The 22,357-nt window shown below is 66.6% G+C and carries 26 protein-coding genes, 1 pseudogene and 1 riboswitch; of the genes and pseudogenes, 13 read left to right on the top strand and 14 right to left on the bottom strand.

The features are described 5' to 3' along the window. Nucleotides 1-3: 3 nt before the first annotated feature. From JQ639_RS12390 to JQ639_RS12380, 3 genes are all read left to right on the top strand, one after another. Complete coding sequence (locus tag JQ639_RS12390) at nt 4-474, top strand: molybdenum cofactor biosynthesis protein MoaE (RefSeq protein WP_211966380.1); 471 nt, start codon at nt 4-6, stop codon at nt 472-474. Beyond that, nucleotides 474-1,454, top strand: a complete 981-nt coding sequence (prmB, locus tag JQ639_RS12385) for a 50S ribosomal protein L3 N(5)-glutamine methyltransferase (protein WP_211966379.1) — start codon at nt 474-476, stop codon at nt 1,452-1,454. The genes JQ639_RS12390 and prmB overlap by 1 nt, the downstream gene beginning before the upstream one ends. A gap of 207 nt (nt 1,455-1,661) precedes the next feature. Further along, nucleotides 1,662-3,059 carry an MATE family efflux transporter gene (locus JQ639_RS12380; protein WP_211966378.1) on the top strand — a complete coding sequence of 466 codons (1,398 nt, stop codon included), beginning with the start codon at nt 1,662-1,664 and terminating at the stop codon, nt 3,057-3,059. Nucleotides 3,060-3,139: 80 nt separating this feature from the next. Here JQ639_RS12380 and JQ639_RS12375 read toward each other — a convergent pair whose 3' ends face one another. Next, the gene (locus JQ639_RS12375) at nt 3,140-4,024 is read right to left on the bottom strand and encodes a branched-chain amino acid aminotransferase (protein WP_211966377.1); all 885 of its coding nucleotides are present in this window, start codon (nt 4,022-4,024) and stop codon (nt 3,140-3,142) included. 268 nt (nt 4,025-4,292) lie between these two features. On the opposite strand from JQ639_RS12375, the gene JQ639_RS12370 reads away from it, so the two are divergent. From JQ639_RS12370 to JQ639_RS12355, 4 genes are read left to right on the top strand one after another with little or no spacing between them, the layout of a single operon-like run. Then, nucleotides 4,293-4,883, top strand: a complete 591-nt coding sequence (locus tag JQ639_RS12370; protein ID WP_211966376.1) for a MarR family winged helix-turn-helix transcriptional regulator — start codon at nt 4,293-4,295, stop codon at nt 4,881-4,883. Between the two features lie 8 nt (nt 4,884-4,891). Next, nucleotides 4,892-5,617: a response regulator gene (locus tag JQ639_RS12365; protein WP_211966375.1), complete on the top strand. Its 726-nt coding sequence runs from the start codon at nt 4,892-4,894 to the stop codon at nt 5,615-5,617. A gap of 39 nt (nt 5,618-5,656) precedes the next feature. Then, nucleotides 5,657-7,045: an ATP-binding protein gene (locus JQ639_RS12360; RefSeq protein ID WP_211966374.1), complete on the top strand. Its 1,389-nt coding sequence runs from the start codon at nt 5,657-5,659 to the stop codon at nt 7,043-7,045. Between the two features lie 25 nt (nt 7,046-7,070). Continuing rightward, on the top strand, nt 7,071-7,358 hold the full coding sequence (locus tag JQ639_RS12355) for a hypothetical protein (protein WP_211966373.1): 288 nt from the start codon (nt 7,071-7,073) through the stop codon (nt 7,356-7,358). 3 nt (nt 7,359-7,361) lie between these two features. Here JQ639_RS12355 and JQ639_RS12350 read toward each other — a convergent pair whose 3' ends face one another. The 4 genes from JQ639_RS12350 to JQ639_RS12335 all read right to left on the bottom strand — a co-directional run bounded on the left by JQ639_RS12350 (nt 7,362) and on the right by JQ639_RS12335 (nt 9,961). Beyond that, nucleotides 7,362-8,060 (bottom strand): MOSC domain-containing protein, encoded by a 699-nt coding sequence (locus tag JQ639_RS12350; RefSeq protein WP_211966372.1) that lies wholly within the window; start codon nt 8,058-8,060, stop codon nt 7,362-7,364. Between the two features lie 9 nt (nt 8,061-8,069). Beyond that, complete coding sequence (proC, locus tag JQ639_RS12345) at nt 8,070-8,900, bottom strand: pyrroline-5-carboxylate reductase (protein WP_211966371.1); 831 nt, start codon at nt 8,898-8,900, stop codon at nt 8,070-8,072. 112 nt (nt 8,901-9,012) lie between these two features. Beyond that, a complete protein-coding gene (locus JQ639_RS12340; protein WP_211966370.1) occupies nt 9,013-9,438 on the bottom strand; it encodes a GNAT family N-acetyltransferase in 426 nt (141 codons plus the stop codon). 22 nt (nt 9,439-9,460) lie between these two features. Next, nucleotides 9,461-9,961, bottom strand: a complete 501-nt coding sequence (locus JQ639_RS12335) for a type III secretion system chaperone family protein (RefSeq protein WP_211966598.1) — start codon at nt 9,959-9,961, stop codon at nt 9,461-9,463. 407 nt (nt 9,962-10,368) lie between these two features. Continuing rightward, a riboswitch (FMN riboswitch) is annotated at nt 10,369-10,525 on the top strand. 75 nt (nt 10,526-10,600) lie between these two features. Between JQ639_RS12335 and JQ639_RS12330 the strand changes: the two genes are divergently transcribed. Next, on the top strand, nt 10,601-11,167 hold the full coding sequence (locus JQ639_RS12330) for a 6,7-dimethyl-8-ribityllumazine synthase (protein ID WP_211966369.1): 567 nt from the start codon (nt 10,601-10,603) through the stop codon (nt 11,165-11,167). A gap of 152 nt (nt 11,168-11,319) precedes the next feature. Here the strand turns inward: JQ639_RS12330 and JQ639_RS12325 are convergent, their stop codons facing one another. From JQ639_RS12325 to JQ639_RS12290, 8 genes are all read right to left on the bottom strand, one after another. After that, nucleotides 11,320-12,273 (bottom strand): ribose-phosphate pyrophosphokinase, encoded by a 954-nt coding sequence (locus JQ639_RS12325; RefSeq protein WP_211966368.1) that lies wholly within the window; start codon nt 12,271-12,273, stop codon nt 11,320-11,322. A gap of 181 nt (nt 12,274-12,454) precedes the next feature. After that, nucleotides 12,455-13,114, bottom strand: a complete 660-nt coding sequence (locus tag JQ639_RS12320) for a hypothetical protein (RefSeq protein ID WP_249123063.1) — start codon at nt 13,112-13,114, stop codon at nt 12,455-12,457. 218 nt (nt 13,115-13,332) lie between these two features. Beyond that, nucleotides 13,333-14,172 (bottom strand): nucleotidyltransferase domain-containing protein, encoded by an 840-nt coding sequence (locus JQ639_RS12315; RefSeq protein ID WP_349644765.1) that lies wholly within the window; start codon nt 14,170-14,172, stop codon nt 13,333-13,335. A gap of 30 nt (nt 14,173-14,202) precedes the next feature. Further along, nucleotides 14,203-14,784 carry a glutathione S-transferase family protein gene (locus JQ639_RS12310; protein ID WP_211966366.1) on the bottom strand — a complete coding sequence of 194 codons (582 nt, stop codon included), beginning with the start codon at nt 14,782-14,784 and terminating at the stop codon, nt 14,203-14,205. Between the two features lie 46 nt (nt 14,785-14,830). After that, nucleotides 14,831-15,598, bottom strand: a complete 768-nt coding sequence (gene pgeF / locus JQ639_RS12305) for a peptidoglycan editing factor PgeF (protein WP_211966365.1) — start codon at nt 15,596-15,598, stop codon at nt 14,831-14,833. A gap of 77 nt (nt 15,599-15,675) precedes the next feature. After that, complete coding sequence (locus tag JQ639_RS12300) at nt 15,676-16,779, bottom strand: class I SAM-dependent methyltransferase (RefSeq protein ID WP_211966596.1); 1,104 nt, start codon at nt 16,777-16,779, stop codon at nt 15,676-15,678. Between the two features lie 76 nt (nt 16,780-16,855). Beyond that, the gene (gene lgt / locus JQ639_RS12295) at nt 16,856-17,686 is read right to left on the bottom strand and encodes a prolipoprotein diacylglyceryl transferase (protein WP_211966595.1); all 831 of its coding nucleotides are present in this window, start codon (nt 17,684-17,686) and stop codon (nt 16,856-16,858) included. A gap of 4 nt (nt 17,687-17,690) precedes the next feature. Continuing rightward, the gene (locus JQ639_RS12290; protein ID WP_211966364.1) at nt 17,691-18,443 is read right to left on the bottom strand and encodes a dienelactone hydrolase family protein; all 753 of its coding nucleotides are present in this window, start codon (nt 18,441-18,443) and stop codon (nt 17,691-17,693) included. Nucleotides 18,444-18,648: 205 nt separating this feature from the next. On the opposite strand from JQ639_RS12290, the gene JQ639_RS12285 reads away from it, so the two are divergent. The 3 genes and pseudogenes from JQ639_RS12285 (at nt 18,649) to JQ639_RS35815 (ending at nt 19,667) form a co-directional block, all read left to right on the top strand. Then, nucleotides 18,649-18,912: an accessory factor UbiK family protein gene (locus JQ639_RS12285; RefSeq protein WP_211966363.1), complete on the top strand. Its 264-nt coding sequence runs from the start codon at nt 18,649-18,651 to the stop codon at nt 18,910-18,912. Between the two features lie 105 nt (nt 18,913-19,017). Then, nucleotides 19,018-19,334 (top strand): annotated as a pseudogene (locus JQ639_RS35820) (YdeI/OmpD-associated family protein); the annotation flags it as partial. A 39-nt stretch (nt 19,335-19,373) separates the two neighbouring features. Next, complete coding sequence (locus JQ639_RS35815) at nt 19,374-19,667, top strand: YdeI/OmpD-associated family protein (RefSeq protein WP_249123150.1); 294 nt, start codon at nt 19,374-19,376, stop codon at nt 19,665-19,667. A 30-nt stretch (nt 19,668-19,697) separates the two neighbouring features. Here the strand turns inward: JQ639_RS35815 and JQ639_RS12275 are convergent, their stop codons facing one another. Then, nucleotides 19,698-20,681: a Bug family tripartite tricarboxylate transporter substrate binding protein gene (locus tag JQ639_RS12275; RefSeq protein ID WP_211966362.1), complete on the bottom strand. Its 984-nt coding sequence runs from the start codon at nt 20,679-20,681 to the stop codon at nt 19,698-19,700. A 328-nt stretch (nt 20,682-21,009) separates the two neighbouring features. Here JQ639_RS12275 and JQ639_RS12270 point away from each other — a divergent pair, with 328 nt between their 5' ends. Both JQ639_RS12270 and pth read left to right on the top strand, forming a co-directional pair. Next, on the top strand, nt 21,010-21,723 hold the full coding sequence (locus JQ639_RS12270; RefSeq protein ID WP_211966361.1) for a 50S ribosomal protein L25/general stress protein Ctc: 714 nt from the start codon (nt 21,010-21,012) through the stop codon (nt 21,721-21,723). 15 nt (nt 21,724-21,738) lie between these two features. Continuing rightward, a complete protein-coding gene (pth, locus tag JQ639_RS12265; protein WP_211966360.1) occupies nt 21,739-22,356 on the top strand; it encodes an aminoacyl-tRNA hydrolase in 618 nt (205 codons plus the stop codon). The last annotated feature ends 1 nt before the right edge of the window (nt 22,357 follow it).

The raw sequence follows: 22,357 nt of genomic DNA, 5'->3' as shown, positions 1-22,357 counted from the left end.
GGCATGTCTGTTCCCGTCACCATCCGTCTGCAGCCGGACGATTTCGACATCTCCAGCGAGATCGCGGCGCTGACGCAAGGGCGCACCGACATTGGCGCTGTCGTCAGCTTCAGCGGCATCTGCCGCGGCGGCGAAGGCGCAGATGCGATTGCTGCGCTGACGCTCGAGCACTATCCCGGCATGGCCGAGGAGGAAATCCGCCGCCATGTCGACGAGGCGCTGGCGCGCTGGCCGCTGACCGCGGTCACGGTGATCCACCGCTATGGCCGCGTCGTGCCCGGAGACAACATCGTGCTGGTGCTGACGGCTTCCGCGCACCGCGAGGCGGCGTTTCAGGGCGCCGAATTCCTGATGGACTATCTGAAGACCAACGCACCGTTCTGGAAATTCGAGGAGCGGGCCGAGGGCGCCTCCACCTGGGTCGAAGCGCATGCGCGCGACGATGCGGCGGCCGCCCGCTGGGGCAAATCCTGATGGCAAGAACCACAAAGACGTCCAGCCGCCCCAGCGCCCCCAAGCGCGCCGTGGCCAAGCCTGCCACATCGCGGCCGGCCAGGGTCGGCCCGGCCGAACTCATGACGCTGCTCGACTATGTCCGCTTCGCCGTCAGCCGCTTCAACGCCGCCGGGCTGGTGTTCGCCCATGGCACGACCGATCCGGTCGCGGAGGCGATCTTCCTGGTCGGCGAGGCGCTGGCGCTGCATCCCGAGCAGTTCGAGACTTTCGCCATGGCGCGGGTGACGCGGGCCGAGGGGCAGAAGCTGCTGGCGCTGATCGACGCGCGCGTCCGTACCCGCAAGCCGTCGGCTTATCTGCTCAACAAGATCTACATGCGCGGCCTGCCGTTCTACGTCGACGAACGCGTCATCGTGCCGCGTTCGTTCATCGGTGAGCTGCTGGAGTCCCACTTCGGCGGCGACGACGGCTCGCTCATCGAGGATCCGGCCGCCGTCGGGCGGGTGCTCGATCTCTGCACCGGCTCGGGCTGCCTTGCGATCCTCGCGGCACGGCATTTTCCCAACGCCGAGGTCGATGCGGTCGACCTGTCGAAAGACGCGCTCGCGGTCGCGGCCCGCAATGTTGCGGACCATGGTCTCGATGGCACGGTGACACTGTACCGTGGAGATCTTTTCGCGGCGCTGCCGAAGGATGCGCGCTACGACCTGATCATCACCAATCCACCCTATGTCGATGCCGAGGGCATGGCAGGCCTGCCCCGCGAGTGCCGGCATGAACCGAAGATGGCGTTCGATGGGGGGCCGGACGGGCTCGATATCGTGCGCCGCATCATCGCCGATGCGCCGCGCTACCTCAGCGAGGATGGCGGGCTGCTGTGCGAGGTCGGCCGCTGTCGCCCGGCGATGGAGGAGGCCTTCCCGCAACTGCCGCTGTTGTGGCTGGATACGGAAGAATCCGAAGGCGAAGTGTTCTGGCTGCCGGCGTCGGCCCTCTGAGCCGGCGCGGCGTCTGGTCGCAGAGGTATCCTGTCATGACTGTTCTGCGGCGCTCGCGCGGCTGAAGTCATCTTGCTGCCGCGATGCTGCTGTCATTCGGCGGCGCCGGGACTTGCCTTCATCCCCCATCTCGCCGTTCATGCGCGCCGACATCCCTGCGATGACGGCGCTGCATGTTGTTTGAAATGACATTGCCGATCGATCACCATGCTGCAGGTCCCTCATCAAAGCGCGTTCTCGCGTGACGCCTGGCTCCGGGAGCTGCGGGCGACGTTGACGCTCGGCTGGCCGCTGGTGCTCACCAATCTCGCCCAGATCGCGCTGACCACCACCGACGTGATCGTGCTCGGCCGTCTCGGCGCGGCCCAGCTCGCGGCCGCAACGCTCGGGGTCAATCTCTATTTCGGCCTGCTGATCTTCGCGATCGGTGTCGTCACCGCGACGTCGCCGATGATGGCGAGCGCGATCGGGCGCGGCCGGCATGTCGTCCGCGACGTGCGCCGCACCTTCCGTCAGGGGCTGTGGACAGCCGCGATCCTCGCGCTGCCGAGCTGGCTCGTGCTGTGGCACACCGAGCCGATCCTGTTGCTGTTCGGCCAGGAGCCGCAACTCGCGGCCGACGCGCAGTCGTTCGTGCGCATGCTGCAGTGGGGTTTTCTGCCGGCGCTCGGCTATATCGCGCTACGTTCCTTCGTTGCCGCGCTCGCGCGTCCGACATGGGCGCTGGTCGTGACCGGCACCGCGATCCTGTTCAACATCGCGGCGAACTGGGTGCTGGTGTTCGGCCATCTCGGCATGCCGGCGCTCGGCCTGCGTGGGTCAGGCCTGGCGACGTCGCTGTCCAACCTGTTCGTGTTCGGCAGCCTCGCCTGCGTGGTGGCGTTCAGCCACAGGTTTCGCCGCTACCGCCTGTTCGGCAACTGGTGGCGGCCGGACTTGCCGCGTCTCGGCGCGCTGTGGCGGCTCGGCGTGCCGATCGGCGCGACGCTGGCGTTCGAGGTCACGGTCTTCAACGCCGCAGTCTTCCTGATGGGCCAGTTCGGCACGGTGGCGATCGCAGCGCATTCCATCGCCATCCAGATCGCCTCGGCCTCGTTCATGGTGCCGATGGGCCTCGGCCAGGCCGCCACCGTGCGTGTCGGTCTGGCCCGCGGCGCCGGCGACCGCGATGGCATCGCCCGCGCGGGCTGGACCGCATTCGTGCTCGCCGTCGCATTCATGAGCTGCATGAGCCTGGTGATGCTGGCCATGCCGTATGTGCTGATCGGCGCGTTCGTCGATATCCACGATCCGGCCAATGCCGCTGTCGTGGCGACCGCGGTGTCGTTCCTGCTGTGGGCGGCGATCTTCCAGGTCGTCGACGGAGCCCAGTCGGTCGGCGCAGGCATGCTGCGAGGCCTGCAGGACACCCGTGTCCCGATGCTTTACGCGGGCACCGGCTACTGGGGCGTCGGCCTGTCGCTCAGTGCGATCCTGGCCTTCCACACCCATCTCGGCGCCGTCGGCATCTGGGTCGGGCTTGCCGCGGGCCTTGCGGTGGTTGCCTGCGTGATGATCCGGCGCTGGAGCCGTCGCGAGCGTCTCGGCCTGCTGCCGTCGCTCTGAGGCAGCCGCCTCAGGGTCCCCGAGCGGACGACCCCGGGCTCGCGCCCGGCGTCATCGTCTTGTCGGATCGCACGAACGGCTCAGGCAGCGGCCTTCTTCGGCTGCACTTCGGCGCTGTAGTCGTCCATCAGTTGCCTGGTGATGGCGCCGGGGGTGAACCTCCAGTCGGCGATCTCCGCCACCGGCGTCACCTCGGCAGCCGTGCCGGTGACGAAGCACTCGGTGAAGCCGTCGAGCTCCTCCGGCATGATGCGGCGCTCGGCCACCTCGATGCCACGCCGCTTCGCGAGATCGATCACGGTGAGGCGGGTGATGCCATCGAGGAAGCAGTCGGCGATCGGGGTGTGGATCTTGCCGTCCTTGACGAAGAAGATGTTGGCGCCGGTGCAATCGGCGACACGGCCCTCCCAGTCCAGCATCATGGCGTCGGCATAGCCGGCGCGTTCCGCCCTGTGCTTGGCAATGGTGCAGATGGTGTAGAGGCCCGCGGCCTTGGCCAGCGCAGGAATGGTCCGTGGATCCGGCCGGCGGTAGTCGGCCAGCGCCATGCGAATGCCCTTGAGCCGCTCCGCCGGGTTGAAGTAGCTCGGCCAGTTCCAGCAGGCGATCGCCAGATGGATGGTGTTGTTCTCAGCTGACACGCCCATCGTCTCCGAGCCGCGCCAGGCGATCGGGCGGACATAGGCGTCGGGCAGGCCGTTCTTGTCTACCACGAGCTGCTTGGCGGCCTCGATCTCGGCCACCGAGTAGGGGATCTCGAAATCGAGGATGTTGGCGGAGCGCTTGAGGCGCTCGGCGTGCGCGCGACTTCTGAAAATCTGTCCGCCATAGGCCCGCTCGCCCTCGAACACCGCGCTGGCGTAATGCAGGCCATGGGTCAGGACATGGACGTTGGCGTCGGCCCACGGCACCAGCTTACCATCGTACCAGATGACACCATCGATTTTGTCGAACGACACACCCATTGCTCTCTCCCGGTGTAGTGCGGTCTTGCGTGATTGGCGCATGGCCGTCGGCTGATTGGGGACCCGGGGACCGGCTTTTGCGGGAACACCCGAAGTCCAGTATGTTTCGCCAGGTCCTTTGCGCTGGACTGGCCGACAATCGGGCCCTCGAAAAATCAGGGATTTTCCGGCGACCGGCTGTCTGTCATCCCGCCCGTGAGGCTGTGAAATATTCTAATATTTCGTGGCGATGGGTGTTTTTGTAACAATGAACCCAAAATATGTCAACATGCCTGACGTAAATTTCACGCCTGACATGCCCCAGCCGCGTGGCGGACCCGGGGATGGGCACCCCACCACCGCGGGGCTGGACCCGCGCTGGGACATCATCGAGCTGTTGTTCTTTGCCTACCGGGATTTCGTCGGCGACGCCGACGACGTGCTGCGTGCGTTCGGTTTTGGGCGGGCGCACCACCGTGTCGTGCATTTCGTGACGCGCTATCCCGGGCTGAAAGTCGCCGATCTGCTCGACGTGCTGCGCATCACCAAGCAGTCGCTCGGGCGGGTGCTGAAGCAACTGTTGGACGAGGACTATATCGTGCAGAAATCGGGCGACAGCGATCGTCGCCAGCGGCTGCTCTATGCCACCGCCAAGGGCGAAGCGCTGGTCGCCAAGCTCGCGGGCCTGCAGACCGACCGCATCAATCGCGCGCTGCAGGGGCTGGGGACCGCCGAAGCCGAGACCATTCGCCATTTCCTGCGCGCCATGATCGATCGTCATGATCCGGACAAGGTGCTCGAAATCATTCTGGGCGCCGGGCCGACCGCGTCGGGAGCAGGGAGCGCCGCCAGGGCGCCGCTGAAGCCCGGGCCGAAGTGAGAACAAGCATGACCACACCGACCGCGGCCCTGTCCCGCGCAAGACCCCAGCCGACCGACGATGCTCCGCATATCCTGCTGGTGGACGACGATCGCCGCATTCGTGACCTGCTGTCGCGGTTTCTCGCCAATGAAGGCTATCGCGTCACCACCGCGATGAGCGCCGCCGACGCGCGCTCCAAGCTGGTCGGCCTGCATTTCGATCTGCTGATCCTCGATGTCATGATGCCCGGCGAAAATGGCTTCGATCTCGCACGCTCGCTGCGTGCGGCGTCGCCGGTGCCGATCATCATGTTGACCGCGCGGCATGAGCCCGAGGCGCGCATCGAGGGGCTGCAGATCGGCGCGGACGACTATGTCGCCAAGCCGTTCGAGCCGCGCGAGCTGGTGCTGCGTATCGCCAACATCCTCAAGCGCTCGATGCCGGCGCCGGCGCCGGCGATCGAAGAGGTGGCATTCGGGCCTTATGTCTATCACCTCGAGCGCGGCGAGCTGCGCCAGGGCGATGAGATCCTCAAGCTGACCGATCGCGAGCGCGAGATGCTGCGCATCCTCGCGGCGCAGCCCGGCGAGACCGTGCCGCGCGGCGCGCTCACGGGGGGCGGCTCGGTCAACGAGCGCGCGGTCGACGTGCAGATCAACCGCCTTCGCCGCAAGATCGAGCGCGATCCCGCGAACCCGCTGTTTCTGCAGGCGGTGCGTGGCATCGGCTACCGCCTCGTCGCCTCGCCGTAACGCAGGCTGGCGACAGCCCAACCTGACAAGATCGACGCGATGAGCACCCTCGATACTGGCCTCACCCTGATCCGCACCGCCTCGCAGCGGGTGTCCGATGCCAGCGGCTGGATGGGCACGACTTTTAAGAACTGGATGCCGAAGGGCCTCTACGCCCGCGCGCTGCTGATCATCATCGTGCCGATGGTGATCCTGCAGTCGGTGGTCGCCTTCGTGTTCATGGAGCGCCACTGGAACACGGTGACGCGCCATCTGTCTGCTGCCGTGGTCCAGGACATCGCCGCGCTGATCGACGTCTACAAGGCCTATCCCCAGGACAAGGATCGCACCCAGCTGCGCCGTATCGCCCAGGAGCGCCTCGGCCTGGTGGTCGACTTCCTCCCCGTCGGCGACATGCCGCCGCCCGGGCCGAAGCCGTTCTTCTCGCTGCTCGACCAGACGCTGTCGGTGCAGCTCAGCCAGCAGATCGGAAAGCCGTTCTGGATCGACACCGTCGGAAAATCATCGCTGGTCGAAATCCGTATCCGGCTCGACGACACCATCATGCGGGTGTTCGCGCGGCGCAGCGCCGCCTACGCCTCGAACTCCGAGATCTTCATTTTCTGGATGCTCGGAACCTCGTCGATCCTGCTGATCGTGGCGGTGCTTTTCCTGCGCAACCAGATCAAGCCGATCCTGCGGCTGGCAGATGCCGCGGAGAGCTTCGGCAAGGGGCGCGAGCAGCCGGATTTCCGCCCGCGCGGCGCCCGCGAGGTGCGTCGTGCCGCCCAGGCGTTCTTCGAGATGAAGGCACGCATCGAGCGCAGCCTCGAACAGCGTACCGCCATGCTCGCCGGTGTCTCCCACGACCTGCGCACCATCCTGACCCGCTTCAAGCTCGAGCTGGCGCTGATCGGAGACAGCCCCGAGGTCGAGGCGATGCGCAAGGATGTCGACGAGATGAACGGCATGCTCGAGGCGTATCTGGCGTTCGCTCGCGGCGACAGCGGCGAGCAGGCGCAGCCGACCGACATGGAGGCCGCGCTCGAGGAATTGCGCAGCGATGCCGAGCGTCATGGCCATGCCGCCACGGTGGTATTCCATGGCGATCCGATGGTGACGGTGAAGCCTGCCGCGTTCAAGCGCTGCCTCGCCAATCTGGTGTCGAACGCGGCACGCTACGCCGACACCATCTCGATCACCGGCCACCGCGATCACCGCTATCTCAGCGTCACCGTGGACGATGACGGCCCCGGCATTCCGCCGACCAAGCGCGAGGAGGTGTTCAAGCCGTTCCTGCGGCTCGACGACGCGCGCAACCAGGACGAGGGCGGCACGGGCCTTGGCCTCGCCATCGCCCGCGATATCGCCCGCTCCCATGGCGGAGACATCATGCTCGGCGACAGCCCGCTCGGCGGCCTGCGCGCGACGGTGCGAATTCCGGTGTAGTTTCCCGGCCCGTCATCGAGAGCGCATGACGACGGTCCGCATCACATTCCCCGTCGATCCGGCAGAGACGCCCGAGCGTTACCGGCTGATTCATATCATCCGGAACTTCGGTGAGGAGCTGTCGCTCACCCTGTCCAGAAACGACCTCGCCGAGCTTTCGATGAACGACGTTGATGTCGCAATCGATCGTCTCGTTGTCCGCATCAAGGCCAAGCGCAAGGTGAAGCGTGTGCTGAAGAGGATTGGCGAGATGCTGGAGAAACACCTGCTGCAGAACAGCGCCACCGTGATTCTGGTCTCCGATCCGGCGTGAAGACTAGGTCTTGTCGCCTTCGAGGCGCGAGTTCCAGCTCTCGACGGTACGCGATTTGACGCGGCGCCCTGCGAGGTTGCGCCAGCTTTCCGCCAGCTCCGGCAGCTCGGCCAGCGCCGCAAGTTCGTCGAACGCTGTGGTGCGGTGGTACAGCAGCGCGCAGATCCGCGACAGCGACCATTCGGGTTGCGGCCGTTCCACCAGCGTCATCGCGTCGCCCGGCATGATGCGGCCGCCTTCGAGCACGCGGTAGTACCAGCCGGTGCGTCCGGTCATCTGGACGCGATAGGCCATGTCGTCGGCGGCGAAGCGCGCGTTGAGCTTCCAGCATGGCTGGCGGCCCTGGCTGACCTGCACCAGCACGGCGCCAACGCGGTAGATGTCGCCGACGCACACCGTGGCTTCGGTCATGCCGAAGGTCGAGATGTTCTCGCCGAATGCGGGAGTGGTCGCCAGCGTCGGCGCGAGGGCTGGGGTCTCGTCCAGCCAGGTGGCGTAATGTTCGCGCGCGTAGTGATGCAGTGCCTTCTCTGGGCCGCCGTGATGGCGCATGTCGGCCTGGGTATCGCCGACGAGGCCGACCAGGGTGATGTCCCAGGGGCCGGGCACGGCGGACTTGACGATCGCACTCGTGATCCTGCGCGGGCCGAGCGGGCTCGGCGTGCCGGCATACATCGTCTCGATCGGGATGGGGCCAGTCATCGCACCCGGCTACCCTGCCAGCTCTTTCGATCGCTGGGTCGCGGCGGCGACAGCCCGGGTGAGCAGGGGCTGCAGGCCATCCGTCGCCATCAGTACGCCGAGCGCGGCGGCGGTGGTGCCGCCGGGAGAGGTGACATTCTGGCGCAGCACCGCGGCGTCGAGATCCGAGCGATGCAGCAGTTCGCCTGACCCCGACACGGTCTCGCGGGCGAGCTTGGCCGCGAGCGCCGGCGACAGGCCGGCGGCGACGCCGGCGCGGGCGAGCTCTTCAGCGAGCAGGAACACATAGGCCGGGCCCGAGCCGGACACGGCGGTCACGGCGTCCATCAGCGCTTCGTCCGCGACCCATTCGACGGCGCCGGTGGCGCGCAGCAGCGTGTCGGTCAGGGTGCGCTGCTCGGCCGTCACCTTCGCGGCCGGCACGGCCACGGTCATGCCGCGACCGATCGCCGCCGGCGTGTTGGGCATGGCGCGGACGACCGCGCCACCGCAGATGTCGGTAATTGCGGCGATGGTAGCGCCGGCCATGATCGAGACCACCAGTGTGGTGTCGCCGACGAGCTGGCGCAACGTCGGGCCGGCGTCGCGGAACATCTGTGGCTTCACCGCAAGCACCAGCGTGGTGACCTCGCCGACATCGGCTGGAGCGGGATTGAGGCGCACGCCGTGCGCGGCCTGGGCACGGATCTCGTCCGACGGATGAGGATCGATAACGACGACGCGCCGGGCATCGAGACCCTGCGCGAGCCAGCCGGTCAGCATGGCGCCGCCCATCTTGCCCGCGCCCGCAAGCGCGAGGGTGCCGTTGAAGGTTGCGAGTGCGCCGGAAGCGGAAGTCATCGTCGGTGTCCTGGTCCCTTGATCAGGGCGCCATATCACCGGAACGGGTCCGCGATGTCCATGGCAAATGGCGCGGGGCCCGGCTGCACTGCCAACGCAGTGTCGTCGCCAGCTAGAAGCGCTTCTGGAAGAAGTGGCGCTGTTGTCCGCGTGGATGATCGTCGATCGTACCGAAGGCGGTGTAGCCCTGCTTGCGGTAGAAATCCGGCGCCTGGAAGGCGTAGGTATCGAGCCAGGCGCCGATGCAGCCGCGGTCGCGCGCAATCGCTTCCGCCTGTGCGAGAATGCGTGAGCCGAGGTCGCTGCGGCGGTGTTGCTCGGGAACCACCAGCAGTTCGACGAACAGCCAGTCATAGATGGTGCGGCCCCACAGGCCGCCGATCGTCGCACCGGTGGTGGGATCCTTGATGAGAATGGCGAGTGGCTGAAAGCGGGCCGGGCCGCCGGCCTTCTCGTTGAAGGCCATCAGAACATCGACGATGGCCTTGCGGTCGGCTTCGGCGGGGGTGGCCGTCACGACGATGGTCGGCTCGCTCATCGTCGTGGTCTCTCGTGCGTGATCAGGCCTCGCCGACGGTATCGAACATCGCGGCGCTCATCGCGTCGCTTGCCGTCTTGCCGGCCCACACGACAAACTGGAAGGCCGGGAAATAACGCTCACAGGCCTGCAGCGCGCCGACGAACATGGTTTCGCACTGCGCTTCGGAGGCGATGATGCCGTTCGGCAGCACCAGGGCCTGTCGGTACATGATCAGCCCCGACGACGTCCACAGATCGAAGTGACCGACCCAGAGCTGCTCGTTGATCGCCGCGATCAGCCGCTGCGTTTCGGGGCGGCGCGCTTCGGGAATTTTCATGTCGAAGGCGCATGCGAGATGCAGCGCCTCGATCTCGCTCATCCACGTGAACGACAGTTCGTAGTCGGTCCACGTGCCCTTGGTGAGGATCGTCACCTCGTCGATGCCGGAGCGTTCGAATGTCCAGTCGTGAAATGATGCGATCTCCTCCACCACGCGGATGGGGTTGTTCGCTGAATCGAAATGGATGTCCAAATGGGACATGCTGCTTGCGCCCTGCCTTGTGCCGATGATGCGCACGCCGAATACAAGACGCCGGATATCGCGCGATGTGCCGCAGTCGCGGTGCCCTTGCCCATCGCCCGATTCCAAACTGAATCAGGATGTTGCCCGGCGAGACCGACTGCGTTGATGGATTGATCAGTGATTTGCGGCAGGCGTGCAACGGGCCCCGAATCCCGTCCACAGGCAAAGGCCCTGTCGTCCACAACCGATCATGTCAATAATGAGAACAAAACGGAATCGGAGCGTGGTTCGGTCGCGGGCCGTGCCGACCGCGGTTGGGGTGCGGCGCGGCAGCCGCATGCCGGGCATGCCGCCGGACGCCCCGCGGGCGCTTGCGCCGCCGCCACCGCTTCTGCATAGTTCGGTCAAGCCGCCCAGCCGGGCGGTGATGTTCTCAGGGCGGGGTGAAAGTCCCCACCGGCGGTAAAGGCGAAAGCCCAAGCCCGCGAGCGCCTACCGAAGGTTTTCGAACCGACGATGGGGTCAGCAGATTCGGTGCGATTCCGAAGCCGACGGTTAAAGTCCGGATGAAAGAGAACGGGAAGTGGCAGCCGCTCGCCTTTTGGCGCGCGGCTGAAGGCCCGTGTGCCCTGATTCTGGTCCTAACAAGGAAGAGCCATGAATCAGATCCTGAACGACATTCCATCTCAAAGCGTTCCAACTCAAGGCGTCGCGTCCCATCAGGCCGTGCCCCCGACGGAGCCGCTGCGCTTCGCAAGGCCGCACCGTGTCGCCTTCATCCAGTCGTCCTGGCATCGCGAGATCGTCGAGTGCAGCCGCCTCGCGTTCCTGAAGGAGGCCGCTGCGCTCGGCATTCCCGAAACCCAGGTCGGCCTGTTCGAGGTGCCCGGAGCGTATGAGATCCCGCTGCACGCCCAGTTGCTGGCCAAGACCGGGCGCTACACCGCGATCGTCGCGGCGGCGCTGGTGGTCGATGGCGGCATCTACCGGCACGAATTCGTCGCCAGCACGGTGATCAATGCGCTCATGCAGGTCCAGCTGCAGACCGAGGTTCCGATTTTCTCGGCCGTGCTGACGCCGCAGCAATTCCACGAGCATGCGACGCACGTCGATTTCTTCCGCCAGCATTTCGCCATCAAGGGGCAGGAGGTCGCGCAGGCCTGCGCGCGGACGCTTTCCAGCCTCGACCATCTCGGCAGCCAGGTCGCCGCCAGCATCGATTGATGAGCGTGGGCGCGCGGCTTTGCCGCGCGTACCCTTCGCTGCGCGGGCAGTGCGCCAGTACGCCCGTGACCTGCGAATAGCGAACGACGTGTCAATGCCGGCGCAGCGCGCCGGCGTTGATCAATCGAAATCGTGATCGGCTGAAGCCGCGATTAGTCGAACAGGCTGGAAACCGATTCTTCGGCGGCGGTGCGGCCGATGGCCTCGCCGATCAGGCTGGCGATCGACATCACGCGGATGTTGTGCGCGACACGCACCGCTTCCGTCGGCTGAATCGAGTCGGTGATCACCAGCTCCTTGAGCTTGGACGAGGCGATGCGGGCGGTAGCGCCGCCCGACAGCACGCCATGGGTGATGTAGGCGTAGACTTCCTTGGCGCCGTTGGCGAGCAGCGCGTCGGCGGCGTTCACCAGGGTGCCGCCGGAGTCGACGATGTCGTCGATCAGGATACAGGTGTAGCCCTCGACGTCGCCGATGACGTTCATCACCTCGGATTCGCCGGCGCGTTCGCGGCGCTTGTCGATGATGGCGAGCGGCGCGTTGATGCGCTTGGCGAGGCCGCGGGCGCGCACCACGCCGCCGACGTCAGGCGACACCACCATCAGGTTGGTCAGGTCGAACCGGTCCTTGATGTCCCGCACCATCACGGGAGATGCATAAAGGTTGTCGGTCGGAATATCGAAGAAGCCCTGGATCTGGCCGGCATGCAGGTCGAGCGTCATGACGCGGTCGACGCCGGCATGGGTGATCAGGTTGGAGACGAGCTTGGCCGAAATCGGGGTGCGGCCGCCGGCTTTGCGGTCCTGGCGGGCGTAGCCGAAATACGGGATCACCGCGGTGATGCGGCGCGCGGAGGCGCGGCGCAGGGCATCGGTGATGATCAGGAGCTCCATCAGGTGGTCGTTGGCCGGATACGACGTCGACTGGATGATGAAGACATCCGAGCCGCGCACGTTTTCCTGAATCTCGACGAACACTTCCATGTCGGCGAAGCGCCGGACGATGGCCTTGGTCAGCGGCTGGCCGAGGAAGGCCGCGATCGCTTCCGCCAGGGCGGGGTTGGAGTTTCCGGCGACGAGTTTGATGGCCCCGTTCTTCGCCGACATCGACGCTTCTCCCCGTGTCATTGTGGCGATGGTGTTCAACATACGCAGCCGTATCCGAAGTGGCTCAAACCGCGCCGGGCTACCGCCGGGGCGAGCGAGGGCATAGCAAGGAGCATGCCGGACTGGCAATACGTCGCAGGGCGTTTTCCGGCGCAAAATCAGGTGGCCGCAATGCCCGCGGTTAATGGGCGCTGAAGCTGAGGGCCAGGCCACCACCAGCGGTGGTAGCGCCATCGTTTATCCCCTCGGCGGATGCGATGGCCGGGCCGGCTTGGGCGGGCAGGGCGGGCTCGGGCACCTCGGTCGGCGCGGTTCCATTGACGAAGCCCGACAGGCTGATCAGCCCGGTCTGGGCGATCCGGCGCAGCAGCGCCTCGTCGGCCACGGCCCAGGCATCCTGGCCGGCTTTGCCGCCGGCTTCCTCGCCGGTCAGGCGCAGCGCGCGGTTCTGGTTGCGGTCGTAGACGTCCCAGACCCACGCGATCGTGGTGCGGCCGCCGCGCACCTGGGCGGCCAGATAGCTGCGCACGCGGTAGCCTGCGGCGCCATCGCGGGAAACGACGGTCACGCCGCGGGACTGGGCCTCGCTGTCGAGCACCCGCACGAAGCGATCGAACACCTGGGGCGGCGGACCATCGATGGAATCGAAGCTGACGGTGTTGGCGCCACCGGTTGAAACCGGCATTGCGGCCATCGCCGCCATCGGGCCCTGGGCGTTACCGGCGGGGCCACCGGCGCAACCGGCCACCATGCCGGCGACAAGGAGCAACAGCGCCAGCCGAATCCAGTTGCGGATCCCGCACATGGCTGCCAGCCGCCCTGATTCGCCTTGCCCTGTCATGCCGCGATGTCCCGACCGTCCACCGGACCGGCGGGACACCCCCTTGGGCATCGTCACCGGTATGCCCGAGCGATATCGTTAAAATCCATTAACGTCTAGGGCAGGCGGCGGACAAGGTTACCGGGGCAACCAGATCAAAGCTCGAACAAGTCTCGAACACGGCTCGAATTTGATCCGGATTCGAACGGCTGTTGTGGATGAGGTTCGCGCTGGCGGCGTCAGGCAAGGTCCGCGTCGGCGACCAGGCGGGCTCCTGCGGCGGCGAGGCCCCGCAGCCCCCCGATCGCGGCCGGAAAGTCCCGCCCGCCGATGGCGCGCCAGACGGCGTCGACCGTGTCCTGCAGGCCGGCGATGGTCGCGGGGAAGGTCGCGGCCTCGGCGAGCGCGCCCTTCTCGTTGATGAGGTAGCGGCCGTTCAGCGCGAACAGCACCTGGGCAAGACAGCTCAGCGCGCGATAGGCGCAGCCCGCGATGTGGGTCTGGTCGCCGCGGGCGAGGGCCGTGGCGGCGTTGTCGATGCTGAACGCCACTTCCCAGGCGAACCGCCGGAGCATGGCGGCGCGCAGCGTGTCGGGATAGGGCAGGACTTCCGCCTTGAGTGCGCCGATGACGTGCGCCGGGTCGTGCAACGGACGACACAGCGCGACCTCGCCGATCCAGATCGCCGAGCAGAAGCCGTGCGGATGTCCGGGCTGATAATCCATCGACACGGTGCCGGCGTTGCCGTCGGCGATGATCGCGCGGACCCGGGCAAGGTCGCGGTAGAGCAGGTCGATCTTGTGGCCGTCGATCGACAGCCAGGCGCCGCCATTGATCCAGGGGCCCCACGCACCGGGCGGTGTGATGGTGGGCGCGGCATTGTGGTCGATCAGCGGTGCGAGCGCGGCGCCGAGCTGGTCGGTCGCGAGCGGTTCCGCGGCGTCGTAGTACAGCGCGAGATCGTAGTCGGACGCGGCAGTCGCCGTGCCGCGTGCGCGCGAGCCGCCGAGCGCCAGTCCGACCAGCCCCGCGACGGGACGGAGCGCATCGGTCAGTCGGGTGAGGATGGGATCGGTCACGGCGGTGGTCATGTGTCGCAGGGCGGGTGGTTAGGGCGGCAGGTCGAAGCCGAGGGCGGCTTCCGTCTCCAGCGTCTGCTTCACCGCGGGGCGCGCGAGCATGCGTTCGAGATGGGCATCGAGGTGCGGGAAGGTGCCCGGCGCCGGTTTGAGCGAATTGAACAGTCGCCAGTACAGGCGGAAGAGATGGATGTCGACGATCGAGTAACGGCCGAGTACCCAGTCGCGGTTGCCGAGGCGCTGGTCGGCGATGCCATAGACTTGCGTCGCGTAGTCGAGGCCGAGCTTGCGCGCCGGATGCAGCGTGGCCGCGATGAACGACATCCACGAGACTGCGCGCGCTTCCGTCTCGATGTCGTCGGCTGGCAGCAGGGCCGCTTCGGGAAAACGCTTGGCGAGATAGAACAGGATGCCGGCGACCTCGGTCAGCGGCCGGCCATCGACCACCACTGTCGGGACCTTGCCTTCGGGATTGATGGCGAGAAACGCCGGCGCGCGCTGCTCCTGCCGTGCGAACGCCAGCGGCCGTGCCTCGAACGGCACGCCGATTTCATGCAGGGCAATGTGCACCGCCATCGAGCTCGATCCCGGCGACAAGTACAGCGTCAGCATGGGATGGCCTTTCGTCTGGCCTTCGGTTGTAGGATGGTACGGGCGGTCAGTCTTCCAGCACAATGCCGTGGATGTGGCGTCCGTAGTCGGGTTCGGACTGGTGCACCGAGCGCCGATAGCTGAAGAAGCGCTCGTCCTCGTAGGTGCAGATATCGGGATCGTCGATCAGCAGTACGCCGGCGCGCTCGAGCCGCAGGCGGATATAGCCGGCGAGGTCGAACATGGCGTGGCCGGTGCGTTCCGCGGGCGCGAAGAATGCGGCGTTGGCGGGGTCGGCGCGGCCAAAGCGGCCGACGAACTCCTCACCGACCTCGTAGCTTCGCTGGCGGATCAGCGGGCCGATCGCCGCGACCACGCGGCCGCGGTCGGCGCCGAGCTTGTCCATTTCCGCAAGCGTCGCTTCCAGCACGCCGGTGAACGCACCGCGCCAGCCGGCATGTGCAGCGCCGATGATCCGGGCCTGCGGGTCGGCGAACAGGATCGGGCCGCAGTCGGCGGAGCTGACGCCGATCGCGATACCCGCCGTCGCGGTCACGATCGCATCGACCTTCGGCCGCGCCTCAAGCGTCCACGGCTCGGTCACGACGGCGACGTCCGGTGAATGCACCTGATGTGCCGTGAGAAAATGCGATGGCGCGACGCCCAGCGCCTCGGCCATGCGTCGGCGATTTTCGGTCACGCGGGCGGGGTCATCGTTAGAGCCGAGGCCGCCGTTGAGGCTGGCGTAGATACCTTCGGAAACGCCGCCTTCACGGGTGAAGAAAGCGTGGCGGACGCCCGGGGCGGCGGACAGCAGCGGGGAGGTCAGGATCATTCCGGCTCTTCTCTTCTGACGGCGTCGGTCGGATATCGCGTGCGCTATGACAGGCAATTCCGCGGCAAATGAGGCGTTCAGTCCGCGTCGGACGCGGAGCCTTGCGCCGGCGGAGCCGACGCGGCAGGCGCCGGTGGCGCGGGATGATCGCTGAGGCCGGCGATTTCGGTCAGTGCAGGATGTGAAATGCCGATCGCCTTGAACAGCGATCCCATGCCGCCATGGCCGGCGTCGGTCAGGCGTTGCAGGCCGTTGGCGATATCCTCGGACACCTGAGGCGAGGCCTTGGCCATCAATGTCAGCGCGCGCGTCTCGATGCCGAGCCGGCGCAGGAACGTGCCTTGCTCGACCGGACCGTGCACCCGTGCGCCGAGATCCTCGGCGGCGTGGGCAAGAGCCTGGAAGTCGACATGGGCGGTGACATCGACCTGGCCGGCATTCTTCAGCGGATCGGCGAAGCTGTGGCGGGCGATGGCCTGGAATGTATCGCCGGCGTCACTGCGCAGGTGACCGTAATCGATGATCAGTGCGGCGCCCCCCGAGGTCTTCACACGGTTCGCGAGCTTCATGGCTTCGGTCGGCGGGCGCCATTCGAACACCGCGCCGACCGGGGCGGCACGCACCAGCGGCGGCAGCAGCACCTCGAATTGCGGCGTCGGTTCCGCCGCCGTGCCGAAAGCGAGGCGGTCGGTGCGGTCGATCTCGACCACGCGCTCGTACCAGCCGGTCTCCTTGCGCACCATCTGATGCACAGGCAGCACGTCGAAATACTCGTTGGCGAAAATGATCGATGGGCCTTCCGGCACCTCGTCGATGCTGTTGTGCCAGTGCAGGTTCTTCACGCCCTCGAGGGCGCTGCCCTGGCGCTCGCGCAGCGCGGCGTTGATCTCGACGAGATGGACGTGACAGGCCGCGTAGAACGGCGGCACGATGCGGATGGCGCGCAGCGCGTCCATCATCAGGGTGCCGCGGCCGGGCCCCAGCTCGATCAGGCGTACCGTGCCCGGTGCGCCCATGGCTTTCCAGACCGAGGCGGCCCACAGCCCCAGCAGTTCGCCGAACATCTGGCTGACTTCCGGCGCGGTGATGAAGTCACCTTCGCGGCCGAGGGGATCGCGGGCGATGTAATAGCCGTATTCCCGGTGGCTGAGGCACAGCTCCATATAGCGCCACACCGGCATCGGGCCGGTGGACTTGATCAGTCTGCGGATCTCGGCCTCGAGGGGCGAGCTGGGGAGCACGGGGGATCCTTGAATATTAAGCCTGCGGAGCGGTCGTCGGCTTGCGGCGCCATGCCACCACAAGGAAGGCGATCCCTGCAAGAATCATCGGCACCGACAGCAGCATACCCATGGTCAGGCCGCCCCACAAAAAGCCGAGCTGGGGATCGGGCTCGCGGAAGAATTCGCCGGTAATGCGGAAGATACCGTACAGCGTCGCGAAGGCGCCGATGATCGTGCCCGGGCGCTTCAGCGCCCCGCCGCGCACCAGCAGCGCCAGTACCGCGAACAGGACGATGCCCTCGAGCGAGGCCTCATAGAGCTGGCTGGGGTGCCGCGGGCTCGGGCCGCCGGTCGGGAAAATCATCGCCCAGGGCACGTCGGCCGGGCGGCCCCACAGTTCGCCGTTGATGAAGTTGGCGATACGGCCGAGGAACAGGCCGATCGGTCCGACGGCGCAGGTGATGTCACCGAGCGACAGCACCGAAACGCCCCTGCGGTAGCCGAACAGCAGCACCGCGACGACGCAGCCGAGGAAGCCGCCGTGGAACGACATGCCGCCCTTCCACAGCTCGATGATCTCGGCCGGGTGCTGCGCGAAGTAGTCGAGGTTGTAGAACAGCACGTAACCGGTGCGGCCGCCGAGAATGATGCCGAACGTCACCCAGAGGATGAAGTCGTCCATGTCCAGCAGGGTGATCGGCGAGGTGCCGCCCCACAGCCGGCCGTTGCGGATGATGGCGCGGGCATAGACCCAGCCGAGCACGATGCCGCCGATATAGGCGAGCGCGTACCAGCGGACGGCGAACGGTCCGAAACTGACCGCGATCGGATCGAAGACCGGAAAGGCAATGGCAAACATCGGTATCGGTTTATGGCGTCAGACGGCGGCGGTAAAGCGCGAACAGCCGCTCCCAATGCCGTTCCGCCGCTTCCTTGTTGAAAGCCGCCCGTTGCGGGAAGGCGAAGCCGTGCTCGACGGCGGGATAGAGTTCGACCTCGGCGGCGACGCCGGCCTCCTGCAGGGAGGCGCGCAGCGGTGCCACGGTCTCCAGCGGGACGTAATGATCGATCTCCGCACAGGCGATATAGAATTCGGCCCGGGCTCGCCGCGCAGCGAGGTGCGGGCTATCAGGCTGGTCGGTCATCAACTGGGTGCCGTAGATCGACGCCGCCGCCGCGACCCGGTCCGGGTAGCGAGCCGCCGCGCTGATGGCGTAGCGGCCGCTCATGCAGTAGCCGACCGTCCCGAGCGGGCCCTTCGACGCGGCCGGATCCGCATCGACGAACGCCAGCAGGGCGTCGGTGTCGGCCATCACCTTGGCAATGTCGATGGAGGCCATCAGGGCGAAGACCCGCTCGAACAGCTGCTTGCGCTCGTCCGAGGCGGGATCCTGCGGGATCGGGCCGAGCTCCAGCACGTTCGAGCGGTGGTACAGGTTCGGCAGCACCACATAATAGCCGACGGCGGCGAGCCGCCGCGCCATGTCGCGCAGCTCTTCGCGGATGCCCGGCGCATCCATGTAGAACAGCAGTACCGGATGGGGGCCGCCACGTTCGGGATGGGTGATGAAGGTGGTGATCCGGCCGTCCTGCGACGGAATTTCGATCTGGCGCTCGATCATGATGGGAACGTTTCGGCTGAATAATCACATCGGGATTCGCAGGATAGCAGAGATGGCGATGCGAAAGTGTGACCGGGGCGGTCACACGACGCCGGGAGGGCGCCGTTCCGGAAAATCCGACTTGAAGTGAGCGGCCTTCATCGCCATTTTGCCGCCTGGATGCGGCGGCTTGCTGTGTCGGACGCCAGCATGAGGAGACTTCGCGATGACCCAGACCTCCAACCGGTTCTTTGACGAAATGGCCCGGCTGATGAACGACGCCGCCGGCGCCGCGCAGGGCGTCAAGCGCGAGGTCGAGGGTGCCTTCCGGCATCAGGCAGAGCGCATCCTGCGTGATCTCGATCTCGTCAAGCGCGAGGAATTCGAGGCGGTCAAGGAGATGGCGCGGCTCGCCCGTGAGGAGAACGAGGCCCTCAAGGCCCGTCTCGACAAGCTTGAAAAGAAGGCCGGCCCGCTGGCCGAAACCTGATCGCGCTATGCCCCGGCCGGATGTGCCGCGGGGCCGTGGTTCCGTCGCCAAGGCGTCGGCCAGCAAGACATCCGCCAGCAGGATCGCCGCCGGCAAGAGAGGGCCGTGATCGGGGGCCAAAGCCGCCGCGAAGGGCGCGCCGCTGAAGGCGGCTGGGGCGGAGATCATCGCGGTCTTTCCGTGCTGTCCTTCGTCGATCTTCGGGCTTGGGAGGCGTGGCTGAAAGCGCAGCCTGCTGCGGCACCTGCCGTCTGGCTGAAACTGGCGAAAAAATCGGGCGGAGGTCCCAGCGTGAACCGCCAGGAAGCGATCGACCGGCGCTGTGCCATGGCTGGATCGATGGCCAGCTCGGCGCCTATGATGCCGACTGGTGGCTCGTTCGCTTTACCCCGCGCAAGCCCGGCAGCAAGTGGTCGCAGAAGAACCGTGACCGGGCACTCGCGCTGATCGCCGGGAAGCGCATGGCGCCAGCAGGCTTACGGGAGATCGCACAGGCGAAGGCGGATGGTCGCTGGGAGAGCGCCTACGTGCCGCAGAGCACCGCAGCCGTTCCCGACGATCTCGCCGCGGCGCTGGCGCGGAACAGCAAGGCCAGCTCGCTGTTCGACGCGCTCGACAGCGCAAACCGCTACAGCGTGCTCTATCGCGTGCAGACAGCGAAGAAGCCGGAGCTTCGTGTACAGCGGATCGCCACCTTCGTCGCCATGCTCGCCCGCGGCGAAACCATCCATCTGCGCAAGGCGCGGAAGACCTGAGCGGTCTCCCGGCACAGCCGCGTTTGCCGATCAATCCATGCGGATGCCGGCGGTCCTGATGACCTTCTCCCATTTTGCCGTTTCCTCGGCGATGTACTGCGCCATCTCCTGCGGCGTGCTCTGCAGCGGATCGATGCCGGCGGCAATGATCTTCTGACGGTTGTCCGGATCGTTGACCGCCTTGAGATAGGCCTCGCGGAATTTGGCGATGATGTCCGGGGCGGTCTTCACCGGCGCGGAAAAGCCCTGCCAGGCCCAGGCTTCGTAACCGGGGATATCGGCGGCGACCGGCGGCACGCCGGGCAGGCCGTAGAATTCCTTCGGCGAGCACACCGCGATCGCTTTCAGCCCCTTGAGATTGAGCTGCCCGCGGGCGGTAGCGAAGTCGACGAACATCATGCCGATCTGGCCGCTGGCGAGATCCTGCAGCGCGGGGCCGGCGCCCTTGTAGGGCACATGGTTGATCTTGAGGCCGGCGTCTTGCGCGAACAGCTCGGCGGCGAGGTGGAACGGCGAGCCGACGCCGGCGCTGGCATAGTCGATGGCACCCGGGGTCTTCCGGGCGGTCTCGATGAGCTCCTTGACCGAGCCGACATTGAGCTTGTCGGTGTTGACCATCAGCACCAGCGCGAAGCGCCCGGTCAGCGTCACCGGCGCGAGGTCCTTGTGCGCGTCGTAGGCGAGCTTCTGGTACAGCGCGCGGTTGGAGGCGTAGGTCGAGGTGTCGCCGAGCAGGAAGGTGTAGCCGTCGGCCTCCGCCTTGGCGGCCGCCTCGGCGCCGATGTTGGTGCCGGCGCCGGGCCGGTTCTCGACCACGATCTGCTGGCCGAGCGTGGCACTCATGGCGGTGCCGGCAAGACGCGCGAAGAAGTCGGTGCCGCCGCCGGCGGCATAGGGCACGATCAGCCGCACGGGCCGTGTCGGCCAGGCGGTATCGGCATGTCCGTGTCCTGGGAAGGTGGCGGCAAGACCCGCCGTGGCGGCGGTGGTCAGGAAGTGGCGTCGGCTGAACATCTTGAAGTCCTCCCGGGGTGGTTTATGCGGGTGGCTGGTTGCGTGGTGAGCCACCTTCTTGGAATAGTTGCACATGCATCTAATAACCTCCCTCACCGGATGGCAATGGGGCGCACGGGCGGCGGAGAAAATCCCCGTCATTCCTTGTGTTTTTGGACCTTTGCGGCTATGACGGCCGCGGTCTGCCACCCCCGCACCCCTGGAGGCTTGTGGCAGACGTTTCACGGGGCCGCGGTGCGGCCTTTAACTTTATGAAAATGAACGTGTTTTTGGCGTTGCGGGCCGCTTCCGCGCGTCCGGGGCATGTTCGCAACAAGGACTGACAACAATGGCGACCGTCAAGGAATTGAAGGCGACCGCGCGTCCGAAGGCCGGCAAGGGGGCCGCCCGCGCAGAACGCCGTGCTGGCCGTGTGCCGGCAGTGATCTATGGTGACAACCAGGCCCCGCTGACCATCTCGCTCGACGACAAGGCGCTGCGTCAGAACATCTTCGCCGGCCACTTCCTCACCACGATTTTCAACATCGATCTCGATGGCAAGAAGCACCGTGTGATTCCGCGCGACTACGCGCTCGATCCGGTGAAGGACTTCCCGATCCATGTCGACTTCCTGCGCCTCGGCGAAGGCGCGACCATTCGCGTCAGCGTTCCGCTGCACGTGGTGGGCGCGGAAGGCTCGCCCGGCGTCAAGCGCGGCGGTACCGTCAACATCGTCAACCACACGGTCGAGCTGGAAGCGGAAGTCGATCACATTCCGCAGTTCATCGAGGTCGACGTCAGCAAGCTCGAAATCAACAACTCGGTGCACCTCAGCGAAGTCGCGCTGCCGAAGGGCGTGAAGGTGGTGTCGCGCGATGACCAGACCCTGGTCACCGTCGTGCCGCCGTCGGGCTACAACGAGGAGAGCAAGCCGGCCGGTGACGCGGCTGCGCCTGCTGCCGGTGCTGCGGCGCCTGCGGCTGCTGCCGCTGCCAAGGCTCCTGCTGCCAAGGCTCCCGCCGCCGCCAAGGCCCCGGCGGCCGGCGGCGACAAGAAGAAGTAACCAGCAACCCGCGCCATGCGCCTGTTCGTCGGACTGGGCAACCCCGGCTCGAAGTACGAGCGCAACCGGCACAATATCGGGTTCATGGCTGTCGATGCGATTGCGCGGCGTCACGGTTTCTCACCGTGGCGCCGCCGCTTTCAGGGGGAGACCTCGGAGGGCACGCTCGACGGAGAGCGCGTCGTGCTGCTGAAGCCGACGACGTATATGAACGAATCCGGCCGCGCCGTCGGCGAGGCCGCGCATTTCTTCAAGATCGGCCTCGGCGACATCTCCGTCTTTCACGACGAACTCGAGCTGCCGCCGGGTAAGGTCCGCCTCAAGGTCGGGGGCGGGATCGCCGGCCACAACGGGCTGCGCTCGATCTCGGCCCATGTCGGCAACGACTACCGCCGCATTCGCCTTGGCATCGGTCATCCCGGCGTGAAGGAACGGGTGCATGGTCATGTGCTCGGCGATTTCGCCAAGTCGGACCAGCCGTGGGTCGAGGCGCTGTGCGAGGCGGTCGCGGATCATGCGGGGCTGATCGCCGGAGGGCGCGACTCCTCGTTCCAGAACAAGGTGCATCTGGCGATGGAAGCGAAGGGCTTCGGCGCCAACGGTGACAACGGCAACGGCGGCGCCACGCCGTAAC

This window comes from Bradyrhizobium sp. U87765 SZCCT0048 (assembly GCF_018131225.1).
Lineage (GTDB): Bacteria > Pseudomonadota > Alphaproteobacteria > Rhizobiales > Xanthobacteraceae > Bradyrhizobium_A.
Note: the sequence above shows the minus strand (reverse complement) of the source record. Positions and strands in the feature narration are given on the sequence as shown.